This window comes from Janthinobacterium sp. FW305-129 (assembly GCF_020858115.1).
Classification (GTDB): Bacteria; Pseudomonadota; Gammaproteobacteria; order Burkholderiales; family Burkholderiaceae_D; genus Janthinobacterium.
Genome location: NZ_JACYMM010000010.1, coordinates 234515 through 253821, shown reverse-complemented (window position 1 = coordinate 253821; position 19307 = coordinate 234515). Strand labels below are relative to the sequence as shown.

Here is a 19307-nt window from a genome sequence, read left to right as displayed (position 1 = left end):
TTTTATTAAAGCGATCCCCGATGCGTCTGGTTCTTCCCCTGCTGCCGCTCCTGCTGCTATCTCTGCCGCCCGCCGCCCATGCGGCCCCCTCCGCCAACGCGCCCACGCCGATCACGCTGGACCAGGCCATGGCCGATCCCGACTGGATCGGCACACCCGTCGAAGCGGCATGGTGGGGCTGGAATGGCCAGCTCTACTACAAGCAAAAGCGCCTCGGCTCGCCCTTGCGCGACACTTTTCAAGTATCCGGCGCGCATGCCAAATTAAACAGCGGCAAGAAGGTTGACGATGCGCAACTGGCCAACCTCGATGGCCAGCAGATGGTCGTCAACCGGGCCGGCACGCGCGCCATCCTGCTGCGCAACGGCGACTTGTTCGAGCGCGACCTGAAAAACGGCGCCTTGACGCAAATCACAAGGGGCGTCTCCGCCATCAGCGACCCGCAGTATTCCGCCGACGGCGGCGCCGTGCAATACCGCAGCGGCAGCGACTGGTTCAGCTGGAGCCGCGCTGACCGCCTGAGCGCGCCCGTCGCCCTGCTGCGCGCGGCCAAGGACCCGGACGCCAAGCCGGAAGCGGACGCCCTGCGCGAATTGCAGCTGCGCCTGATCGTCAACCTGGCGCGCCAGAAGGAAGACCGCGACGCGAGCCGCGAACGCCGCCACGAAGAGCGCAGCCTGGACGCCACGCGCGCGCCGGAACCGATCTACCTGGGCGACAAAGTCACCATTTCCGGCAGCGCCCTTTCGCCGGACGGCCGCTGGCTGCTGTTCGTCACGCAAGACAAGGCCGCCGAAAAGGGCAAGCTGGGCAAACTGGCCCGCTACGTCACGGAAACGGGCTACCCGGAAGCGGACGACGAGCGCACGCGCGTGGGCCGCAACATGCCGATCGCGCAAAGCCTGAAACTGGCCGACCTGCGCACGGGCCAGGTGCGCGAGATCGGTTTCGACAGCCTGCCCGGCATCGCGGTCGACCCGCTGGCCTCGCTACGCGCCGAGCAAAAACTGCCGCCGCTGAAAGGCAACCGCCCCGTGCGCATCGACGCCCAGCGCGACGGCATCGCCTGGAGCGATGACGGTTCCAAGGTGGCCGTGCGCGTGCGCGCCATCGACAACAAGGACGGCTGGCTCGCCACCGTCGATCTGGCCAACGCCTCCCTGGTGCCGGCGCACCGCATCAGCGACACGGCCTGGGTCAACCGCCGCGCCGAGGAATTCGGCTGGCTACCGGACAACGCCACCCTGTGGTATCTGTCCGAGGAAAGCGGCTACGCCCACCTTTACGCGAAAACGGGCGCCGCGCCCGCGCGCGCATTGACGCAAGGCAAATGGGAAGTAAGCGCCGTCGAATGGAGCCGCGACGGCAAGAATGCCTATTTTATGTGCAACCGGCAGGCACCGGGCACGTATGAAGTGTGCGCCAGCACGGCCAGCGATGGCGGCGCGCGCGAAGTGACGAATCTGAAAGGCGTGGAAAACTTCGGCCTGTCGCCCGATAACGGCAAGCTGCTGCTGCGCTACTCGGCCAGCTATCTGCCGGCCCAGCTGGCGACCATTCCCGTTGCAGGCGGCAAGGCGAATATCCTGACGGATACGCGCAGCGAGGCCTTCAAGGCGCGCAACTGGGTCATGCCGGAACTGGTGCAAGTGCCGTCCACGCATGGCGCGGCGCCGATCTGGGCCAAGCTGTACCGCCCGGCACAGCTGGAAGCAGGCAAACAGTATCCGATCGTCATGTTCGCGCATGGCGCCGGCTACCTGCAAAACGTCACCGAGCGTTACCCCGTGTATTTCCGCGAGCAGATGTTCCACAACCTTCTGATGCAGCAAGGCTATATCGTGCTCGACGTCGACTACCGCGCCTCGCTCGGCTACGGCAGCGCCTGGCGCACGGCCATCTACCGCCAGATGGGCCACCCGGAACTGGAAGATTTCATCGACGGCGCCAACTGGCTGGCAGCGCGGCACCAGGGCGACATCAAGAACGTGGGCATCTATGGCGGCAGTTATGGCGGCTTCATGAGCCTGATGGCCCTCATGCGCGCGCCGGACATCTTCAAGTCCGGCGCCGCCCTGCGCCCCGTGACGGACTGGACCACCTACAACCACGAGTACACGGCAAATATCCTGAACACGCCGGAAGTCGACCCGCAGGCGTATAAAATCTCGTCGCCGATCGAATACGCCGATAAACTGACGGGCAACCTCCTGATCGCCCACGGCATGATCGACGACAACGTGTTTTACCAGGATTCCGTGCGCCTGTCGCAGCGCTTGATCGAGCTCAAAAAGGATAACTGGGAAATGGCCAGCTACCCGATGGAGCGCCACGGCTTCGTGCAGCCGGAGGCGTGGTATGACGAGTACCGCCGCATCTATCAGTTGTTCCAGAGAACATTGAAATAAACCCCGATGCCCGCTTGATGCGGGCATTTTTCATAGACTCATTCAGTCAAACGGCACGGGCCGCGGCGTCGTGTCGCTCGATGGCGGCAGGATCGGCAGCACGAGGTGCGGCTGCTTGCCCGTCAGGGTTTTCAGGAAGGCCACCAGTTTCGCGTTTTCATCGGGCGTAAACGTGCGGCCCAGCTGCAAGCGGCCCATCACGTCGACGGCTTGCGTCAGGGTCGCCGCTTCGCCATCGTGAAAGTACGGGTACGTCAATTCCACGTTGCGCAGGGTCGGCACCTTGAAGTTGAAGCGGTCCGCATCCTTGCCCGTCACGGCCGAGCGCCCTTCGGCCGTCATCGCCGTTTTATACGGTTCCACCACGCCCATCTTCTGGAAAGTATTGCCGCCCACGGCGGGGCCGTTATGGCAGGCGATGCAGCCGCTGGATTTAAATAACTGGTAGCCGGCCAGCTCGTCTTTCGTCAGCGCGCTTTTCTTGCCCATCAGCCATTGGTCGAAGCGCGAACCGGGCGTCACCAGCACTTCCTCGAAGACGGCGATGGCGCGCGTGACTTGTTCGATGGTCAATTTATCCTGGCCAAACACCTGCTTGAATTCCTTGCGGTAGGCGGGAATCGAGGCCAGCACGTCGATGGCCAGCTCGTGCGTAAAAGCCATTTCGCCGGGATTGGCGATGGGGCCGTCCGCCTGCTCCTGCAAATCCTTGGCGCGGCCATCCCACATCTGCGCCACGTTCATGCTGGCATTGAGCACCGTGGGTGAGTTGATCGGCCCGCGCTGCCAGTTGTGGCCGATCGAAGTCTTGATATTGTCCGTGCCACCCATGCTCAGGTTATGGCAGCTGTTGCAGGAAATAAAGCCGGAGCGCGACAGGCGCGGGTCAAAAAACAGTTTCTTGCCCAGCTCGACCATGGCCGGATTGGCCACCTTGGCGGCCTTGATCGGCTGGATCGGCTCCTTTTCCGCGGCATGCAGGACGCCGCCGAAGGCCAGGCTGGTGATGAAGAGGAAGGGTGAGAGGGTGCGGCGCATAGTCTAACTCCTGGAAACATTCCCGAATCGGCGGCACGCGCCGGCGCGGGAATGCAGCGCACCGGCCCGGTTGCCACCCGTACATCGCAGATTGGATGTTGATTTATATTAACTTTGACTGCTTGACAATGAAAATGACGGGGATCAAGGTTCTGGCCAATGCGAATCGCGCTTGCCATTTGGGCAAGCGTGGCACATGATGAGGGCATGCAAACGCCAACCTACTCCGCCCTGTTGCCCCTGCTGCGCGCCGCATGCGCCAGCTTCCTGCTGCTGGGCGCCAGTGCCTGCGGCAGCGCCCCCGCACAAGATGCCCCGCCCGCACCCGGCAATGCCGGCTTGCTGGCGCAAATCCAGGCGGAAGCGGGCGCCGCCGCCTGCGACTCCACCCAGCAATGCCAGACCATCGCCATCGGCGCCAAGGCTTGCGGCGGCCCCGAGCGCTACCTGGCCTGGTCCAGCAAAAGCAATGACGGCAAGAAACTCAAGGCGCTGGCCCAGGCGCACGCCGAGGCCAGCCGCAAGCAGCAGCAGGCGGACGGCATGATGTCGACCTGCTCCATCGTCACGGACCCGGGCGCCACCTGCGAAGCGGGACGCTGCGTGCTGCAAAAGAGCGGCCTGGGCGGCAGTTCGGCGATGTAAAAAAAGCCGCTGGATCAGCGGCTTGTGAGGTTTTGCAACATTTCAGGATTGCAGCTGCAAGGTCTTGATGATTTTGCTTTCCACTTTCTCGCCCGCACCCGAGGTGGCATTCCTGCTTTCCTTACGCAGCAACAATAAGCGGTCGCCGCTGACGCCATACAGGCGCGTCTCGTCCGTCTTTTGCGTAAAGCTGACGACGACGAAAGCGCGCCCGCTGACGTCAAAGTGAAAATGGCTGGCCAGCGGCGTGCCGTCGGCGGCGATCCACACCTCGATGCCGCCGTCGAACTTCTTCACATACTTGCGGTCTTTCTCAGGTACCTTGTCGAGCGATAAGGTAAAACTGAGCAGGCGTGCCGGCTTGCCCTTGTAGCTATCCATCTTTTCGCCGCTGAACACGGCTTCCTCGATCTCGCGCGACAGGGAATCGGCCGCCGACACCATGGAACGCAACTCCGCCGCCTTCATTTCCCCCAGCGCAAAGCCGATCGGCGTCTTGACCTTCGGATCTTTCACCCTGGCGCGCTGCTCGGCTTCCACTTTCGCCAGCAAGTCCTTGCCGTAGAGCACTTGCAAGCCCGCCGGTCCGCCTTCGACAGCCACCGTGGCCTGGCCGCTATCCTCTTCCGCCGCCTTGCCCTCGCCCTCGCGGCGCCAGGTTTTCGACTCCACCTGCGCCTTGATGGGCAACTGCCCCTGCAAGCGCGCCAGCGCCGCATTCAGATCGGCCAGGCCATCGGCCCGCGCCGTACCGCAAAACAAACTGAACAAGCCCGCAGCCGCCAGGCCCTGCACTCCAATACGTCGCCGCATCGCCACATCCCTTCAGCTCATACAAGGATGCCAAAACACCATGTTTTGGCCATCTGTTGCATTTGAACACAGCTAGCTCTGGTCAGGTGGAAAGTCTTTCTGCTATAATTCGCCGCCTTGGCCTGGTAGCTCAGTCGGTAGAGCAGAGGATTGAAAATCCTTGTGTCGGTGGTTCGATTCCGCCCCGGGCCACCAAGAATTCAGCAGCACATAGCACAAAGCCAACCTTCGGGTTGGCTTTTTGTTTACTGGCTCAAAAAATCTGTGTCCCGGCCCATCTATGATGCCTGGTCGGCCGCCGTACTTCGGGCGGCTCCGCTTGTTGCTCAGCGTCAATATACTCCACCATGCCGAGCACGACCGCCTGAGATCAGGGCGTAGGCCTATTCAGTTCTTGGCACCCATGCCTTAACCTTTGCAAACATTTTTTCATGCGCCGCGTCTGTCTCATTGCTGTCAAAGGAAGCAAGTAGCCTGGATAGGGTTGCGGCTTTATGGCCTCTGAAGCTAGATAACAGGCACCAGAAATAAGCTTGCTGAATATCCTGCGGGACGCCTCTGCCGTAAAGGTACATCAAGCTCAAATTGTACTGCGCACCAGCATCGCCTTGATCCGCCGCTCGGCGATACCATTTAACCGCTTGCTTCTCATCCTTGATAGGCCCGCGACTGCTGGCATACAGCACACCCAGATTGTATTGTGCGTCGACGTAGCCTTGCTCCGCAGCCTTCCGATACCAGGTCGAAGCTTCCTCTTCGTCACGCGGGACGCCTGTACCGTTGACATAAGCCAATGCCAAACTGAACTGTCCACGCGAACTCCCCTGCGCCGCCGCTTTTCGATACCAGTTCACCGCTTGCTGCTCGTCTTTCGGGACACCATCCCCACTGGCGAACGCCAAGCCCAATTCAAGCTGTGCGTTGGCATGCCCTTGTTCAGCAGCCTTGCGATACCAGGTCACCGCCTGCTGTCCGTCCTCAGGCATGCCCCACCCGTCTGCCGCTGCCGTTCCCATACGATATTGCGCACGAGCAAACCCATCATCGGCGGCTCTGCGATACCAACTGATAGCTTGCACTGGATCCTTGGAAACCCCATGTCCGAATTCGTACATCCCTCCCATGAAAAACTGTGCGAGAGCGTAGCCCTGCTCTGCCGCCTTGTGATGCCAAGCCAGAGCCTGTTGCCAATCCTGGGGGACTCCCTTTCCTTTGCCGTACATTACCGCCAGGTTCTGCTGCGCATCGGCCAAGCCCTGCTCCGCAGCTTTTCGATACCATGAAACCGCCCGTTGCTCATCTTTTGAAGTACCCACGCCGTTGGCGTACATCTCGCCCAACTTGTTCTGCGCCACTGCATTACCATCCGCAGCGAGTTTCGCGTAGCCCGTTAAAGACGCAGGGTAATCTTTCGCCTCATATGCCGTGTTGACTTCGTCTAATGTCGGGGACGACATAGCCGCTTCGGCAGCAAGTGCGAGTGTCAACAGACATGTCACAAAATAGAATTTCATGGTTGAATGACCTTTATCAGAAAAAATTTCTTCCAAACCATTTAGACGGAAAGTCGCTACATTGGAATGCGGGCCGAAGCGTTCGGCCGACGTTCGTTTCGAACAGGCACTCGGACTGGTCAGCGGATAGTGTCTACCTTTTATGCGGCAGCCAATGACCAAAATGAGAGATCGTTGCCCTTGATCAACTATGGTTTGATGTGCGCGCACCGTACTCCGGGATGCCAGATTGATCGCACTATGTTGATTTCCAGGAATTATCTCGAATATAAATAAAAATGTAATTTGTTTAATATCGCCCAGCATCGAAATTGAAAATCCTTGCATCGGTGGTTCGATACCCGCCGGACACCAAGAATTCAGCAGCACATAGCAAAAACTTTTCATCGCGCCGCTATGTACGCAAACGAACGGACTGCAGCCGTCCAAGAGCCCATGCTGCAGGCAGACCATCACTTCCCCTCCCGCCGCCAGCGCCCCGCGCGACACGGCAGATGGGTCGCCTGGTCAGTTTTCCCCGCCACACCGCCATGCGAAACTCGCGCCCGACGCCGTCGAGCCGTTCCGTACATTACGGCTCACTGCCAAAGGATGCATCATGAAACCTACCCTGATATTGCTCGCGCTCGCCTCTACCCTCGCCCTGACTGCTTGCCAGCGCGAAGCGCCACCTGCGCCGACTGTCGTCCAAGTCGTTCCTGGCCCTGCCGGCGCGCCTGGTCCTGCCGGCGCCACGGGCGCCACGGGCGCTGAAGCGCCTGCCGGCGCAACCGGTGCCACCGGCGCCACGGGCCAGACCGGCGATAGCGGTGCCGCCGGATACGATGGCGCCAAGGGCGCTACCGGTGCACAAGGCAACGATGGCGCCAAGGGCGACGACGGTGCCAAGGGCAAGACGGGCGACACAGTGATTGTCGTTCCGCAACGCTAATACGCCTCACGCCAGACACCACAACGCCAACCCCTGCGGTTGGCGTTGCTGCGTATGCGCAGTACCGCACAGTAACATCGGCCGCATCGGCCTACCCTGTTGTCATTACACAGGGAGATATCGCATGCTGACGCTCATATTGCTGGTGGCCCTGCTGGGCCTGGTTCTACTGTTCGCGCCCGGCCCCGTGCGCCGCGCCCTGATTACCCCACACTTGCTGGCCTTGTTCAAGCGCATCCTGCCGAGCATGTCCGACACGGAACGCGACGCGCTCGAGGCGGGCACCACGTGGTGGGATGCGGACCTGTTTTCCGGCCGGCCCGACTGGCCCAAACTGCTGGCGTATGGCCGCGCCACGCTCACGGCCGAAGAACGCGATTTTCTTGAGCATGACGTCGAGCATCTGTGCGAACTGGTCAACGACTGGGAAACGCAACAGCAACTCGACTTGCCACCGCAAGCCTGGGACTACATGAAAAGCCAGGGTTTCCTCGGCATGATCATTCCCAAGCAATATGGCGGCAAACAGTTCTCCGCCTACATGCACTCGCAAGTGGTGATGAAACTGTCGAGCCGCTGCTCGGCGCTGGCCGTGACCGTGATGGTGCCCAATTCGCTGGGACCGGCCGAGTTGCTGCTGCACTACGGCACCGAAGAACAGAAAGATTACTACCTGCCGCGCCTGGCCGCCGGCACCGAGATCCCGTGTTTCGCGCTGACCAGCCCGTATGCGGGCTCCGACGCGGCCGCCATCCCCGACCTGGGCGTCGTGTGCATGGGCATGCATGAAGGTCGCCCCACCCTGGGTTTCCGCCTCACCTGGAACAAGCGCTACATCACCCTGGCGCCCGTGGCGACCTTGCTGGGGCTGGCTTTCCAGACCAGCGATCCCGACCACTTGCTCTCAGACAACGATGCACCGGGCATCACCTGCGCCCTGATCCCCGCCAGCCACGACGGCGTGGTGATCGGCCGCCGCCACCATCCCTTGAACGCCGCGTTCCAGAACGGCCCCACGTCCGGCAACGATGTCTTCATTCCCATCGACTGGGTCATCGGCGGCCAGGCGCAAGTGGGCAAAGGCTGGCGCATGCTGATGGAATGCCTGGCGGCGGGACGCGCCATCTCGCTGCCCTCGTCCAGCGTGGGCATGGGCAAGATGGCCGTGCGCGGCACCGGCGCGTATGCGGCCGTGCGGCGCCAGTTCAACATGCCGATCGGCAAGTTCGAAGGGGTGCAGGAAGCGCTGGCCCGCATGGGCGCCAACCTGTACCTGATGGACGCGGCGCGCACCCTGGCCGCGCACGCCGTCGACCTGGACGAAAAGCCGGCCGTCATTTCCGCCATCGTCAAATACCACGTCACGGAGCGGGGACGCGCGCTCGTCAACGACGGCATGGACATTCTTGGCGGCAAGGGCATCTGCGTGGGCCCGAACAATTTCCTCGCCAGCGCCTACCAGCAAATCCCCATCGCGATCACGGTCGAAGGCGCCAATATCCTCACGCGCAGCCTGATCATCTTCGGCCAGGGCGCCATCCGCGCGCATCCGTATGTACTCAGGGAAATGGCCGCCGTCAACGAAAGCGATGGCCGCAAGGCCTTGCGCGATTTCGATGCGGCCTTCTTCGGCCATGTGGGCTTTGTGCTGGGCAACCTGGCACGGGGCCTGTGGTACGGACTGGGCGGCGCCCGCCTGGCGGCCGTGCCCGACGCCGGCGCCCCGGCACTGGCGCCCTACTACCGCGCCCTGACGCGGCTGTCGACGGCGTTTGCCGTCATGACGGATATGTCGATGTTCGTGCTCGGTGGCGAACTCAAGCGCCGCGAACGGCTGTCCGCCCGGCTGGGCGACGTGCTGGCGCAGCTGTATCTGGCTTCGTCCGTGCTGAAGCGCTACGAGGACGATGGCCGGCCCGAGGCAGACCTGCCCTATGTGCACTGGTCGCTGCAAGACGCGCTGGTCAAGGCGCAGCAGGGCTTGACGGGCGTGCTCGACAATTTCCCCGCGCGCGTGCTGGCCATCCTGCTGCGCACCTTGCTGTTTCCGTTCGGCCTGCCCCACCGTCCGCCGTCCGACGAGCTGGGCAGCGAAGTGGCGCTGGCCCTGCAAACGCCGGGCGCCGACCGCGAACGCCTGCTGGCCGACGGCCATGTCGCCAGCGACGCGGCAGACCCCGTGGCTTGCGCCGAGCGGGCGCTGGCACTGCTGCCGGAGGTGCTGTCCATCGAAAAACGCCTGAAAGACACGCCCGCAGGCGCGGCCCTGCGGCACCTGCCGCAAAGCCTGTCCGCCATGCAGCCGTGGCTGGCTGCGGCCAAGGCGGCAAACACCATCAGCTGCCAGGAGCACAATACCTTGCTGGAATATGCGCGCCTGGTCGACGGCTTGATACAGGTCAACGATTTTCCCACCGATGCGGCACAGCCAAAACACTTGCCTGTGCACAGGGCCGATACCAGCAGCCGTGCAGCCTAAGCCAGATTGCGACCTATACTGAATGGAGCGGGCACGGTGCCCGCTCTTGGCAGAAAGGAGTTGATCATGACGCGCAAATTCATCGATTGCCGGGAGTTCCCAAGTGACACGCATTGCTCGGTTGCGATCTCGGCCGACAGCGAAGAAGAGCTATTGGGCATTGCTGTGGAACACGCAGTCTCGGTACACCATCACCACGACACGCCGGAACTGCGCCAGCAGTTGCGTCAATTGTTCAAGGACGGCATGCCGCCCGAACACTTGCCCATGACAGGACAAGCCGGCAGCAGCGCCAGCGGCGCCGCGCACACGCATTAAGCCCGTGCCGGTCACACGGGATTGACAGTTCAGGACGCCAGCTTGCGGGCAGGCGCCCTGATGCCCAGGCCCGACACGAGCGGCACCAGCGCCGCATACACGACGATCACCGGCAGTCAGACGGCGCCGGGCCAGTCTTGCAGGGCCGGCGCGCCGCGCCGCACGGGACGCGATGCATACGAGTCCCTGGGCCACCTGGCGGCCAGCCTGCTGCTGGGCACCGGCGCTGGCACCACATGTCAATCCCTTGACTCAAGGCAAAGCAATCCGGCGCCAGCCGGCCTACAATCGCCGGCTTTGCCCCTCGCCCATGCGCCACGCTCCCGAACTCCTCCTGCCTGCCGGCTCCCTGGCCAAGATGCATGCCGCCTTCGACTATGGCGCCGACGCCGTCTACGCGGGCCAGCCGCGCTACAGTTTGCGCGTGCGCAATAACGATTTTTCGACCTTGCAAGCCTTGCAGGAAGGCATTGACGGTGCGCATGCGCGCGGCAAGCTGTTCTTTGTCGCCAGCAACATCTTTGCCCACAACGCCAAGCTGAAAACGTATTTGCGCGACATGGAACCGGTGATCGCCATGCGCCCCGATGCCCTGATCATGGCCGACCCGGGCCTGATCATGATGGTGCGCGACAAGTGGCCGGAGATTCCCGTGCACTTATCGGTGCAGGCGAATGCCGTCAACTGGGCCGACGTCAAGTTCTGGCACCGCATGGGCCTGACGCGCGTGATCCTGTCGCGCGAACTGTCGCTCGACGAGATCGAAGAAATCCGCCAGCGCTGCCCGGAAATGGAACTCGAGGTGTTCGTGCACGGCGCCCTGTGCATCGCCTATTCGGGCCGCTGTTTGCTGTCCGGCTATTTCAACCATCGCGACCCGAACCAGGGCACCTGCACGAATTCCTGCCGCTGGGATTACAAGGTGAAAAATGCCGCCGAAGACGCCAGCGGCGACCTGGGCGGCATGCAAGTGGTGCCGCTGGAATTTCACCAGGCGCTGGCCGAAGCCGACAATAACGCGTTTTCCGCCCTGCACCAGCAGCCGCGCCACCCGCTGGCCGACCAGCCATACTTCATTGAAGAAGCCCAGCGCCCGGGCCAGCTGATGCCGATCCTCGAAGACGAGCACGGCACCTACATCATGAATTCGAAGGACTTGCGCGCCGTCGAGCATATCGAGCGCCTGGTCAAGATCGGCGTCGATTCGCTAAAGGTCGAGGGCCGCACCAAGTCGCTGTACTACGCGGCGCGCACGGCGCAAGTCTACCGCCAGGCCATCGATGACGCCGTGGCGGGCCGCCCCTTCGATATTGGTCTCTTGGGCCAGCTGCAAGGCCTGGCCAACCGCGGCTACACGGATGGTTTCTATCAACGCCACCACACGCAAACGCACCAGAACTACATGCGCGGCGCATCCGAGGCGGACCGCAGCCAGTACGTGGGCGACGTGCTGAGCGTGGCGGACGGCTGGGCCAGGGTGGAAGTAAAAAACCGCTTCGCCGTGGGCGACCGTATCGAAGCCCTGCATCCGGGCGGCAACCGCGACTTCACGATTGCGCGCATGCTGGCCGACGATGGCAGCGAGATCCAGGTGGCGCCCGGCAGCGGCCACTTCGTGCGCATCGAACTCGACGGGGCGCTGAATAAAGCCTTGCTGGCCCGTTATTTGTAACCGCCAGTCTGCTGCATCGGGTGGCGAGCAGTTTCCAAGTGTTTGATTTGACAAGAGAAATTCCAGCTGACACCACCTAAATAATTTGTTTAGGCTTCAACATTGCTATACGATACGGCCACCCTGCGCCCGGGGGCCTGATCGGCATCCGGTGCGTCCCTGACACGTTCACCGGAATCCCCGATGCCACCTGCCACCTCTGCCCTCATCACCAATGACGCCGTCGTCCTCGGCCTGCTCGCCATGACCCTGGGGGGCGTCTTCTGGACCGCCTCCCGCGCCAACGGCTTCTGGAAAAAGTTCTATACGTATATCCCGTCGCTGCTGATGTGCTACCTGATCCCGGCGCTGCTCAACACCTTCGGCATCATCGACGGCAACGCTTCCGGCCTGTACGCCGTGGCGCGCGATTACCTGCTGCCCAGCGCGCTGGTGCTGCTGTGCGTGGCCATCGATTTCGGCGGCATCATCCGCCTCGGCCCGAAAGCCATCATCATGTTTCTCACAGGAACACTCGGCGTGATGCTGGGTGCCCTCGTCTCGTTCGAAGCCTTGCGTTTGATCCACCCGGAAACGGTGGCGGGCGACACCTGGCGCGGCATGACGACTGTCGCCGGCTCGTGGATAGGCGGCGGCGCCAACCAGGCGGCCATGAAGGAAGTGTTTGAAGTGGACGCCACCCTGTTCGGCCAGTTCGTCGCCGTCGACGTGCTGGTGGCCAACGTCTGGACGGCCGTGCTGCTGTTCCTGGCCGGCCGCGCGGGCGCCTTCGACCGCTGGACTGGCGCCGATTTGACCGCCATCAATGCGCTCAAGGACAGCATCGAAAGTTACCGTGCCCAGCACGCGCGCGTGGCCAGCCTGACCGACATCATGATCATCCTCGGCGTGGGCCTGGGCGTGACGGGCCTGTCGCACTTCCTGGCCGGCCCCATCATCAACTGGATCAACACCCTGCCGGCAGAATGGCGCCTGCAGGATTACAGCCTGACGTCGAACTTCTTCTGGATCGTCGTGCTGGCCACCACCTTCGGCCTGCTGCTGAGCTTTACCCGGGCGCGCAGCCTGGAAGGCGCGGGCGCCTCGACCATCGGCTCGGCCATGCTGTACGTGCTGGTGGCCACCATCGGCATGCACATGGACTTGAAAGCCCTGCTCGACAAGCCGTTTTTGTTCCTGCTGGGCATGATCTGGATCGCCGTGCACGGCGGCCTGATGTTGCTCGTCGCCAAGCTGATCCGCGCACCGCTGTTCTTCATGGCCGTCGGCTCGCAGGCGAACATCGGCGGCGCCGCTTCCGCCCCCGTCATCGCCAGCGCCTTCCACCCGGCCCTGGCCCCCGTCGGCGTCCTGCTGGCCGTGCTCGGCTACGCGCTGGGCACCTATGGCGCCTACATCACGGGCTTGATCTTGCGCAACATGGCGGGGTGATGCTCATCCTGGCTTGACCAGCCAAGCCCGTAACAGTAACGACAACGCCAGCCTTCGGGCTGGCGTTGTCGTTTACCCATCGCATCGTCCGCAGTCTCCTGAAAACTCCCCACAATGTAGCAGAAACCCCTCAAAACCAAATTTCCGCACCATTTTTGTGCGAAATCTGCGATGATAGTTGCCCAAATAACCGATTACCTCCATGGAATTCTGATGAAATACGCATCTGCTCACGAGTATGTCCAGCATGTCGCCGCACGCAATCCAGGTCAGCCCGAGTTTCTGCAAGCCGTCACCGAAGTCATGGAGAGCTTGTGGCCGTTCCTGGAACAGCACCCGAAATACGCGGAACAAGGCTTGCTGGAACGCTTGATCGAGCCGGAGCGCGTGGTGATGTTCCGCGTGTCGTGGGTCGATGACCATGGGCAAGTGCAAGTCAATCGCGGCTACCGCATCCAGCACAGCATGGCCATCGGGCCGTACAAGGGCGGCATCCGCTTTCACCCGTCCGTCACGCTGTCCGTGCTGAAATTCCTCGCCTTCGAACAAACGTTCAAGAATGCGCTGACCACGTTACCGATGGGCGGCGGCAAGGGCGGCGCCGATTTCGATCCAAAGGGCAAGAGCCCGGGCGAAGTGATGCGCTTCTGCCAGGCGTTCGTGAGTGAACTGTTCCGCCACGTGGGCTCGGACACGGACGTGCCGGCCGGCGACATCGGCGTGGGCGGGCGCGAAGTGGGCTATATGGCCGGCATGATGAAAAAGCTCAGCAACCGCGCCGACTGCGTGTTCACGGGCAAGGGTGCCAGCTTCGGCGGCTCGCTGATGCGTCCGGAGGCGACGGGCTACGGCACCGTGTATTTCGCCGAAGAAATGTTGAAAACGCGGGGCCGCTCGTTCGAAGGCATGCGCGTCTCCGTGTCCGGCTCGGGCAACGTGGCGCAATACGCGGTGGAAAAAGCCATGGCCATGGGCGCGAAAGTCATCACCGTCTCCGATTCCAGCGGCACCGTCATCGACGAAGACGGCTTTACGCCGGAAAAGCTGGCCATTTTGATGGAGGTCAAGAACCATTTGTATGGCAGGGTCAGCGATTACGCCGCGCGCACGGGTGTGCGCTTCGAAGCGGGCGTATCGCCATGGCATGTGCCGGTCGACATCGCCCTGCCCTGCGCCACGCAAAATGAACTGAACATCGACGATGCGCGCACGCTCATCGCCAATGGCGTGCAATGCGTGGCCGAGGGCGCCAACATGCCCACCACCATCGAAGCGGCGAAAGCGTTCGAAGCGGCCGGCGTGCTGTATGCGCCGGGCAAGGCCAGCAATGCGGGCGGCGTGGCGACTTCCGGCCTGGAAATGAGCCAGAACGCGGCCCGCATATCGTGGCCGCGCGAGGAAGTCGACGCGCGTTTGCTGCAGATCATGCAAGGCATCCACGCGGCGTGCAAGCAGTATGGCACGCGCGCCGATGGTTCCGTCAGCTATGTGGATGGCGCCAATATCGCCGGCTTCGTCAAAGTCGCCGATGCCATGCTGGCGCAGGGAGTGATTTAGAACATCTGACATAAGCTACTGCGCGTCGCGATTTTCAGCCTGCGGTGCTCGCTGTGCTCTAGCACAGCTGCGCGCCTCGGCCGAAACTCACTGCCGCTCGCTACGCTTCTGTCAGACGTTCAGCGTCTAGCTAATCTGGGGCTTCATCAGGCTCTTGCGGCTGATCGTGCGGCCCGACACCATGAACTCGCCATTGCCCCGGTAGTGCAGGGTTTCGGGCAGCTTGGGCGAGGTGGCCACGTGGGCTTTCACGCACTCGAAGATGAAGAAGCCGCCCTTCGGGTTGCCCGCCACCTGGGCCAGCTTGCATTCGAAGTTGGCGTAGCACTCGGCGATCAGCGGTGCGCCCACCTGCTCGGCCGGCTGCGGCGTCAGGCCGAAGGCCGTAAACTTGTCCGTGTCTTCGCCACTGCAATTGCCGATGGCGACCACCTGGTCGACCATGTCGGCCGTAGGCAGGTTGATCACGCATTCCATGCTGCGCTTGATCATTTCATAGCTGTGGTTTGCGTCGGAAATGAAGCAGCCCAGCAACGATGGCGTGAATTCCATCAGCATGTGCCAGGCCATGGTCATGACGTCGCTTTCGCCCTTCCACGTTGAACTGACGAGCACCACCGGCCCCGGTTCGAGAAAGCGCCGGATATCGGCGACGGGATAGTCTTCTTTGTGGTAATTTTTCATCTGGTCTCCAGGACGCGGTACCCCATAGCATAGCCCAACGGCGCCGCGCCGGGCGCGCGGCTGGCCGATGGCGGCGTGTCATCCGCGCCGCGATTTGTGCAGTTCATCGCAAATTTCTCCCCGTTGAAGATGTTGCAACATAGAATACACAGATCAACTACTCAAGGAAACCGCCATGCGCCCTCTGTTCCTGTTGTCCGTCCTGTCCCTCGCCTGCCTGTCCACCCTCGCGCATGCCGACGAGCAAACCCGCACGGTAGCCGCCTTCAACGCCATCGACATCCGCGGCCCCATCAGCATCGAAGTGGAATCGGGCAAGGAGCAAAGCCTGCTGCTGCGCGGCGACCAGAAATTTCTCAGCGGCGTGATCACGGAAGTAGTCGATGGCGAGCTGAAAATTTCCATGAAGGATAAAGATATCAAGAAAACCGAGGGCGATCCGCGCGTCATCATCACCATGCCCACCTTGCGCAAGCTGATCGCGGAAGGCGCGGGCGAGAAGATATTGACCAAGCTCAATGGCCCAAGAGTCGACATCAGCTACAAGGGCGCGGGCCGCCTGGCCGCCGATGGCCAGGTCGACTGGCTGCGCCTGAAAGCGCAAGGCGTGGGCGAAGTCGATACGAAAGCCTTGCTGGCGAAAAACGTCGACGTGAATTTCGACGGCATCGGCTCCGTCAAGGTGTATTCCTCGGGCGAACTGAACGCCGTCGTGCGCGGCATGGGCGAACTGATTTATTACGGCAAGCCGAAGATCGTGCACAAGTCGATCGCCGGCATCGGCAGCGTGAATGCCGCCAAGTAAGCTTTTCCATAAAAACAGGCCATCAGGCCACTGGAGACCGCATGACCGCTTCACAAGATAACGATGCGCCGCTGCTGCTGCGCGAGGACGAGGGTGGCCTCGTCACCCTGCGCCTGAACCGTCCCCTGCAATTCAATGCCCTGTCGGAAGCCATGCTGGCCGCGCTGCAGGAAGCGTTCGATGCCATCGCGCAGCAGCCGCACGTGCGCTGCGTGGTGCTGGCCGCCGAAGGCAAGGCGTTTTGCGCGGGCCACGATTTGCGCCAGATGCAGGCCACGCGCCAGCTTGATTATTATCAAACCCTGTTCGCACAATGCTCGCGCGTGATGCAAGCCATTCAAACCTTGCCCGTGCCCGTGATCGCCCGCGTGCACGGCATCGCCACGGCGGCCGGCTGCCAGCTGGTCGCCAGCTGCGACCTGGCCGTGGCGGGCGCGTCGGCCCGCTTTGCCGTGTCCGGCATCAACGTGGGCCTGTTCTGCGCCACGCCGTCCGTCGCCCTGTCGCGCAATGTATCGCCCAAGCGGGCCTTCGACATGCTGGTGACGGGCCGCTTCATCGATGCCGACACGGCCGCCGACTGGGGCCTGATCAATGAAACGGTGGCCGACGCGGCGCTCGACGAGGCCGTGGCCCGCCTGGCGCAGCAGATCATGGCGAAAAGCCCGACGGCCATCCGCTACGGCAAACACATGTTTTACAAACAGCGCCAGCTGCCGCTGGACGAAGCATATGCGTATGCAGGCGACGTGATGGCGCGCAATATGATGGAAGAGGATGCGGACGAGGGCGTCACCGCCTTTTTAGAGAAGCGGCCGCCCAATTGGGCGGCCGTCAGGTAGCTTAACGCTGTTCCTTCATCTGCTGCTGCACGGAAAGACTCAAGGTACCGAGGTCTTCCTTGCCCAGCAGCGGCAATTGCGCCAGCAACTGCATCAGGGCGGAACTGCCCGTCACGTCCAGCTCGGACGACTGCACCAGCACCGTGCCGGCGCCCGTGAAGTCGATCTGCTTTTCCTCGCCCGACAGGGTAAAACCCGTGAGCGCGCCGGCGGCCGAGGCCCAGCCCTGCACGTGGGCGTAATCGTAGTGGTACGAGGGGCTGGGGCAATCGGCCCAGCCCAGCACGGCCTGTTCGTCCACGCGGCACGGCAGCTCCAGGAAATGCACGGGGCCGTTCGACGAGGCGATCACTTTACCGGTGCCTATCATGGTCAAAAAGCCGGGCAAGGTCGATTCCTGGCAAATCACGTCCTTCGTAAACCCCAGCAGGTTTTTCGCGCGGATGGTCATGTTGGCGTTGTCCAGGTCGTAGCACGCCAGGTCGTTGCCGTTATCGCCCAAAATCAATTGACCCTGCCCTTGCGCCACGACAAAGTGGTGTACGTATTTCGGTGCATTGAAGGCATTGCGCACGATCAAGTCGAGCACGCTGCTGCCCATGGCTTCGAAGCGCAGCTCGCCATAGAAGGCGATCATCTTGCCCTTGCGAATGAATATCTGTTCCTTGACGTCGATGACATACGAAAAACGGTTCAGGTTATCGTTCTTCGGCAAGGTATCGGGGTTGTAAATCGTCATGGCTTACCTTTCGCTCGCTTGGATGTAGACCGTGCCCTGGCCCGTGAACTTCACCTGGTAGGATTCGCCGGATGCCTGGCCGACGAAGGTTTTCCAGTTCAGATCCGTGACGATGGCCGAGCTCAGTTGCCCCGTATGGCCGATATACGCTTGCGGGTCGACAAACACGGGCACGTCCGGCGTGACGGGCAAGCCGATGGCATTGCCGTCGGACAAAATCGCCACTTCGCCCGTGCCTTGCAGGGTGGTGGTAAACAAGCCCTGGCCCGAGGCCATGCCCCGTACCACGCCCTGCACGCCGCCCTGGTTGCCCAGGAACATGGTGCCGGCCGTCAGGCGCGCATCGAAGGCCAGCAGGGAGTCGCTTTCCACATAAAACGTTTCGCCGCGCACTGGGACGATGGTGACGAACAGGCCGCCCTGGGCGTAAAACACGCTGCCCGTGCCGCGCGCCGACATCAGGGCATAGCCCTCGTTCGTGACGGCGCGCATGGCCAGGCTTTGCACGCCCTGGCCGGCCAGGAAGGAGCGGCTGAACGCCACGTCGCCCTGGTACGACACCATGGCGCCCTTGCGGGCGAACACTTCTTCATTGCCGAGTTTAACCTCGAGCATCTTTTCATTGATTTGCTGATAGACAGGCATCGCGGGTCCTCGCTGACTTAACGTTCGGCGGGCTGGATGAACACCACGCCCTGGCCTGTGAATTTGTGCTGGTACGATTCGCCCGAGCTCTGGCCGATCATGGTGCGCCAGTTGACGTCAAAAACAAATTCCTGGCGGATATCGCCCTTGAAGCCGACGAAGGCGTCCGGGTCCACGCGCAGCGGGTGGGAAGGCGTCACTTCCAGCATGATCAAGTTGCCGCGCGAAATGACGGCCAGGTTGCCGTGGCCTTCGACGGTGGTGGAAAACAGGCCCTGGCCCGAACTGGCGCCGCGCAGGCCAGCAAAGCTGGTGCCCGTCTTAAGGCCCGTGTCGTAGGCCAGCAGGCTGCTGCTTTCGATGGTCAGCTTTTCGCCGGCCAGCGCCATGACGGTGATTTCGGCCGCATTCTGCGCGAAAAACACCGTGCCCGTGCCGCCGGCCTGCATCAGCTGCATGCCTTCGTTGGTCACCTTGCGCTTGAGCGCGCCGAAGATGCCCTCGCCACCGAGCAGGGATTTTTCAAATTTGATGCTGCCCGTATAGGCGACCATGGCGCCGGCAATCGCCAGCACTTTTTCATCCTGCAGGCGCACTTCCAGCAGGCGGTCGGTATTGGTGCGGAAACTGGTCACGCGCGACTCCCCAAGAATGCCAGGGCACAAAGCCATGGCTATCCGACAAGATACCGGGGGCGTTACCGTCATGCAAGTGCTATTCCTCCCGAACGGGGGGGCGTGCATAAAAAAAAAGGCGTGCCCGGGGGCACGCCTTGCGTTCACGCAA

General features: G+C 62.2%; 17 protein-coding genes and 1 tRNA gene. 11 read left to right on the top strand and 7 right to left on the bottom strand.

The window, feature by feature from the left end; all coding sequences use genetic code 11:
- Positions 1–20 precede the first annotated feature (20 nt).
- Positions 21–2408: a S9 family peptidase gene (locus IGS61_RS21020; RefSeq protein ID WP_230541412.1), complete on the top strand. Its 2388-nt coding sequence runs from the start codon at positions 21–23 to the stop codon at positions 2406–2408.
- 42 nt (positions 2409–2450) lie between these two features.
- On the opposite strand, the gene IGS61_RS21015 is transcribed toward IGS61_RS21020, so the two are convergent.
- Positions 2451–3446, bottom strand: coding sequence for a cytochrome-c peroxidase (locus IGS61_RS21015; RefSeq protein ID WP_230541411.1), 996 nt, complete (start codon positions 3444–3446; stop codon positions 2451–2453).
- Positions 3447–3653: 207 nt separating this feature from the next.
- Here IGS61_RS21015 and IGS61_RS21010 point away from each other — a divergent pair, with 207 nt between their 5' ends.
- Positions 3654–4091, top strand: a complete 438-nt coding sequence (locus tag IGS61_RS21010) for a hypothetical protein (protein WP_230541410.1) — start codon at positions 3654–3656, stop codon at positions 4089–4091.
- A gap of 42 nt (positions 4092–4133) precedes the next feature.
- Here the strand turns inward: IGS61_RS21010 and IGS61_RS21005 are convergent, their stop codons facing one another.
- Positions 4134–4904, bottom strand: coding sequence for a hypothetical protein (locus tag IGS61_RS21005; RefSeq protein WP_230541409.1), 771 nt, complete (start codon positions 4902–4904; stop codon positions 4134–4136).
- A gap of 119 nt (positions 4905–5023) precedes the next feature.
- On the opposite strand from IGS61_RS21005, the gene IGS61_RS21000 reads away from it, so the two are divergent.
- Positions 5024–5099: transfer RNA gene (locus IGS61_RS21000), tRNA-Phe, on the top strand.
- Between the two features lie 188 nt (positions 5100–5287).
- Here the strand turns inward: IGS61_RS21000 and IGS61_RS20995 are convergent.
- The gene (locus tag IGS61_RS20995; protein WP_230541408.1) at positions 5288–6805 is read right to left on the bottom strand and encodes an SEL1-like repeat protein; all 1518 of its coding nucleotides are present in this window, start codon (positions 6803–6805) and stop codon (positions 5288–5290) included.
- Positions 6806–7016: 211 nt separating this feature from the next.
- On the opposite strand from IGS61_RS20995, the gene IGS61_RS27905 reads away from it, so the two are divergent.
- From IGS61_RS27905 to gdhA, 6 genes are all read left to right on the top strand, one after another.
- The gene (locus IGS61_RS27905; protein ID WP_099411717.1) at positions 7017–7349 is read left to right on the top strand and encodes a hypothetical protein; all 333 of its coding nucleotides are present in this window, start codon (positions 7017–7019) and stop codon (positions 7347–7349) included.
- A 124-nt stretch (positions 7350–7473) separates the two neighbouring features.
- Positions 7474–9828 (top strand): acyl-CoA dehydrogenase, encoded by a 2355-nt coding sequence (locus tag IGS61_RS20985; protein ID WP_230541407.1) that lies wholly within the window; start codon positions 7474–7476, stop codon positions 9826–9828.
- A gap of 66 nt (positions 9829–9894) precedes the next feature.
- Positions 9895–10146: a DUF1059 domain-containing protein gene (locus IGS61_RS20980; protein ID WP_230541406.1), complete on the top strand. Its 252-nt coding sequence runs from the start codon at positions 9895–9897 to the stop codon at positions 10144–10146.
- Positions 10147–10456: 310 nt separating this feature from the next.
- Positions 10457–11818: a prephenate-dependent tRNA uridine(34) hydroxylase TrhP gene (gene trhP / locus IGS61_RS20975; protein ID WP_230541405.1), complete on the top strand. Its 1362-nt coding sequence runs from the start codon at positions 10457–10459 to the stop codon at positions 11816–11818.
- 183 nt (positions 11819–12001) lie between these two features.
- Positions 12002–13249, top strand: coding sequence for a DUF819 family protein (locus IGS61_RS20970; RefSeq protein WP_230541404.1), 1248 nt, complete (start codon positions 12002–12004; stop codon positions 13247–13249).
- Between the two features lie 213 nt (positions 13250–13462).
- Positions 13463–14806, top strand: coding sequence for an NADP-specific glutamate dehydrogenase (gene gdhA / locus IGS61_RS20965; protein WP_230541403.1), 1344 nt, complete (start codon positions 13463–13465; stop codon positions 14804–14806).
- Between the two features lie 126 nt (positions 14807–14932).
- Here the strand turns inward: gdhA and IGS61_RS20960 are convergent, their stop codons facing one another.
- On the bottom strand, positions 14933–15490 hold the full coding sequence (locus IGS61_RS20960) for a flavin reductase family protein (RefSeq protein ID WP_230541402.1): 558 nt from the start codon (positions 15488–15490) through the stop codon (positions 14933–14935).
- A gap of 175 nt (positions 15491–15665) precedes the next feature.
- Between IGS61_RS20960 and IGS61_RS20955 the strand changes: the two genes are divergently transcribed.
- Entirely contained in the window at positions 15666–16295 is a 630-nt protein-coding gene (locus IGS61_RS20955; RefSeq protein ID WP_100875445.1) for a head GIN domain-containing protein, read from the top strand.
- Between the two features lie 41 nt (positions 16296–16336).
- Positions 16337–17137 carry an enoyl-CoA hydratase gene (locus tag IGS61_RS20950; protein WP_230541401.1) on the top strand — a complete coding sequence of 267 codons (801 nt, stop codon included), beginning with the start codon at positions 16337–16339 and terminating at the stop codon, positions 17135–17137.
- 1 nt (position 17138) lies between these two features.
- Here the strand turns inward: IGS61_RS20950 and IGS61_RS20945 are convergent, their stop codons facing one another.
- Genes IGS61_RS20945 through IGS61_RS20935 form a run of 3 tightly spaced genes read right to left on the bottom strand, consistent with a single transcriptional unit; the run spans position 17139 to position 19156 of the window.
- Positions 17139–17876 (bottom strand): AIM24 family protein, encoded by a 738-nt coding sequence (locus tag IGS61_RS20945; protein ID WP_230541400.1) that lies wholly within the window; start codon positions 17874–17876, stop codon positions 17139–17141.
- A 3-nt stretch (positions 17877–17879) separates the two neighbouring features.
- The gene (locus IGS61_RS20940; RefSeq protein ID WP_230541399.1) at positions 17880–18521 is read right to left on the bottom strand and encodes an AIM24 family protein; all 642 of its coding nucleotides are present in this window, start codon (positions 18519–18521) and stop codon (positions 17880–17882) included.
- A gap of 17 nt (positions 18522–18538) precedes the next feature.
- The gene (locus IGS61_RS20935) at positions 18539–19156 is read right to left on the bottom strand and encodes an AIM24 family protein (RefSeq protein WP_230541398.1); all 618 of its coding nucleotides are present in this window, start codon (positions 19154–19156) and stop codon (positions 18539–18541) included.
- Positions 19157–19307 lie beyond the last annotated feature (151 nt).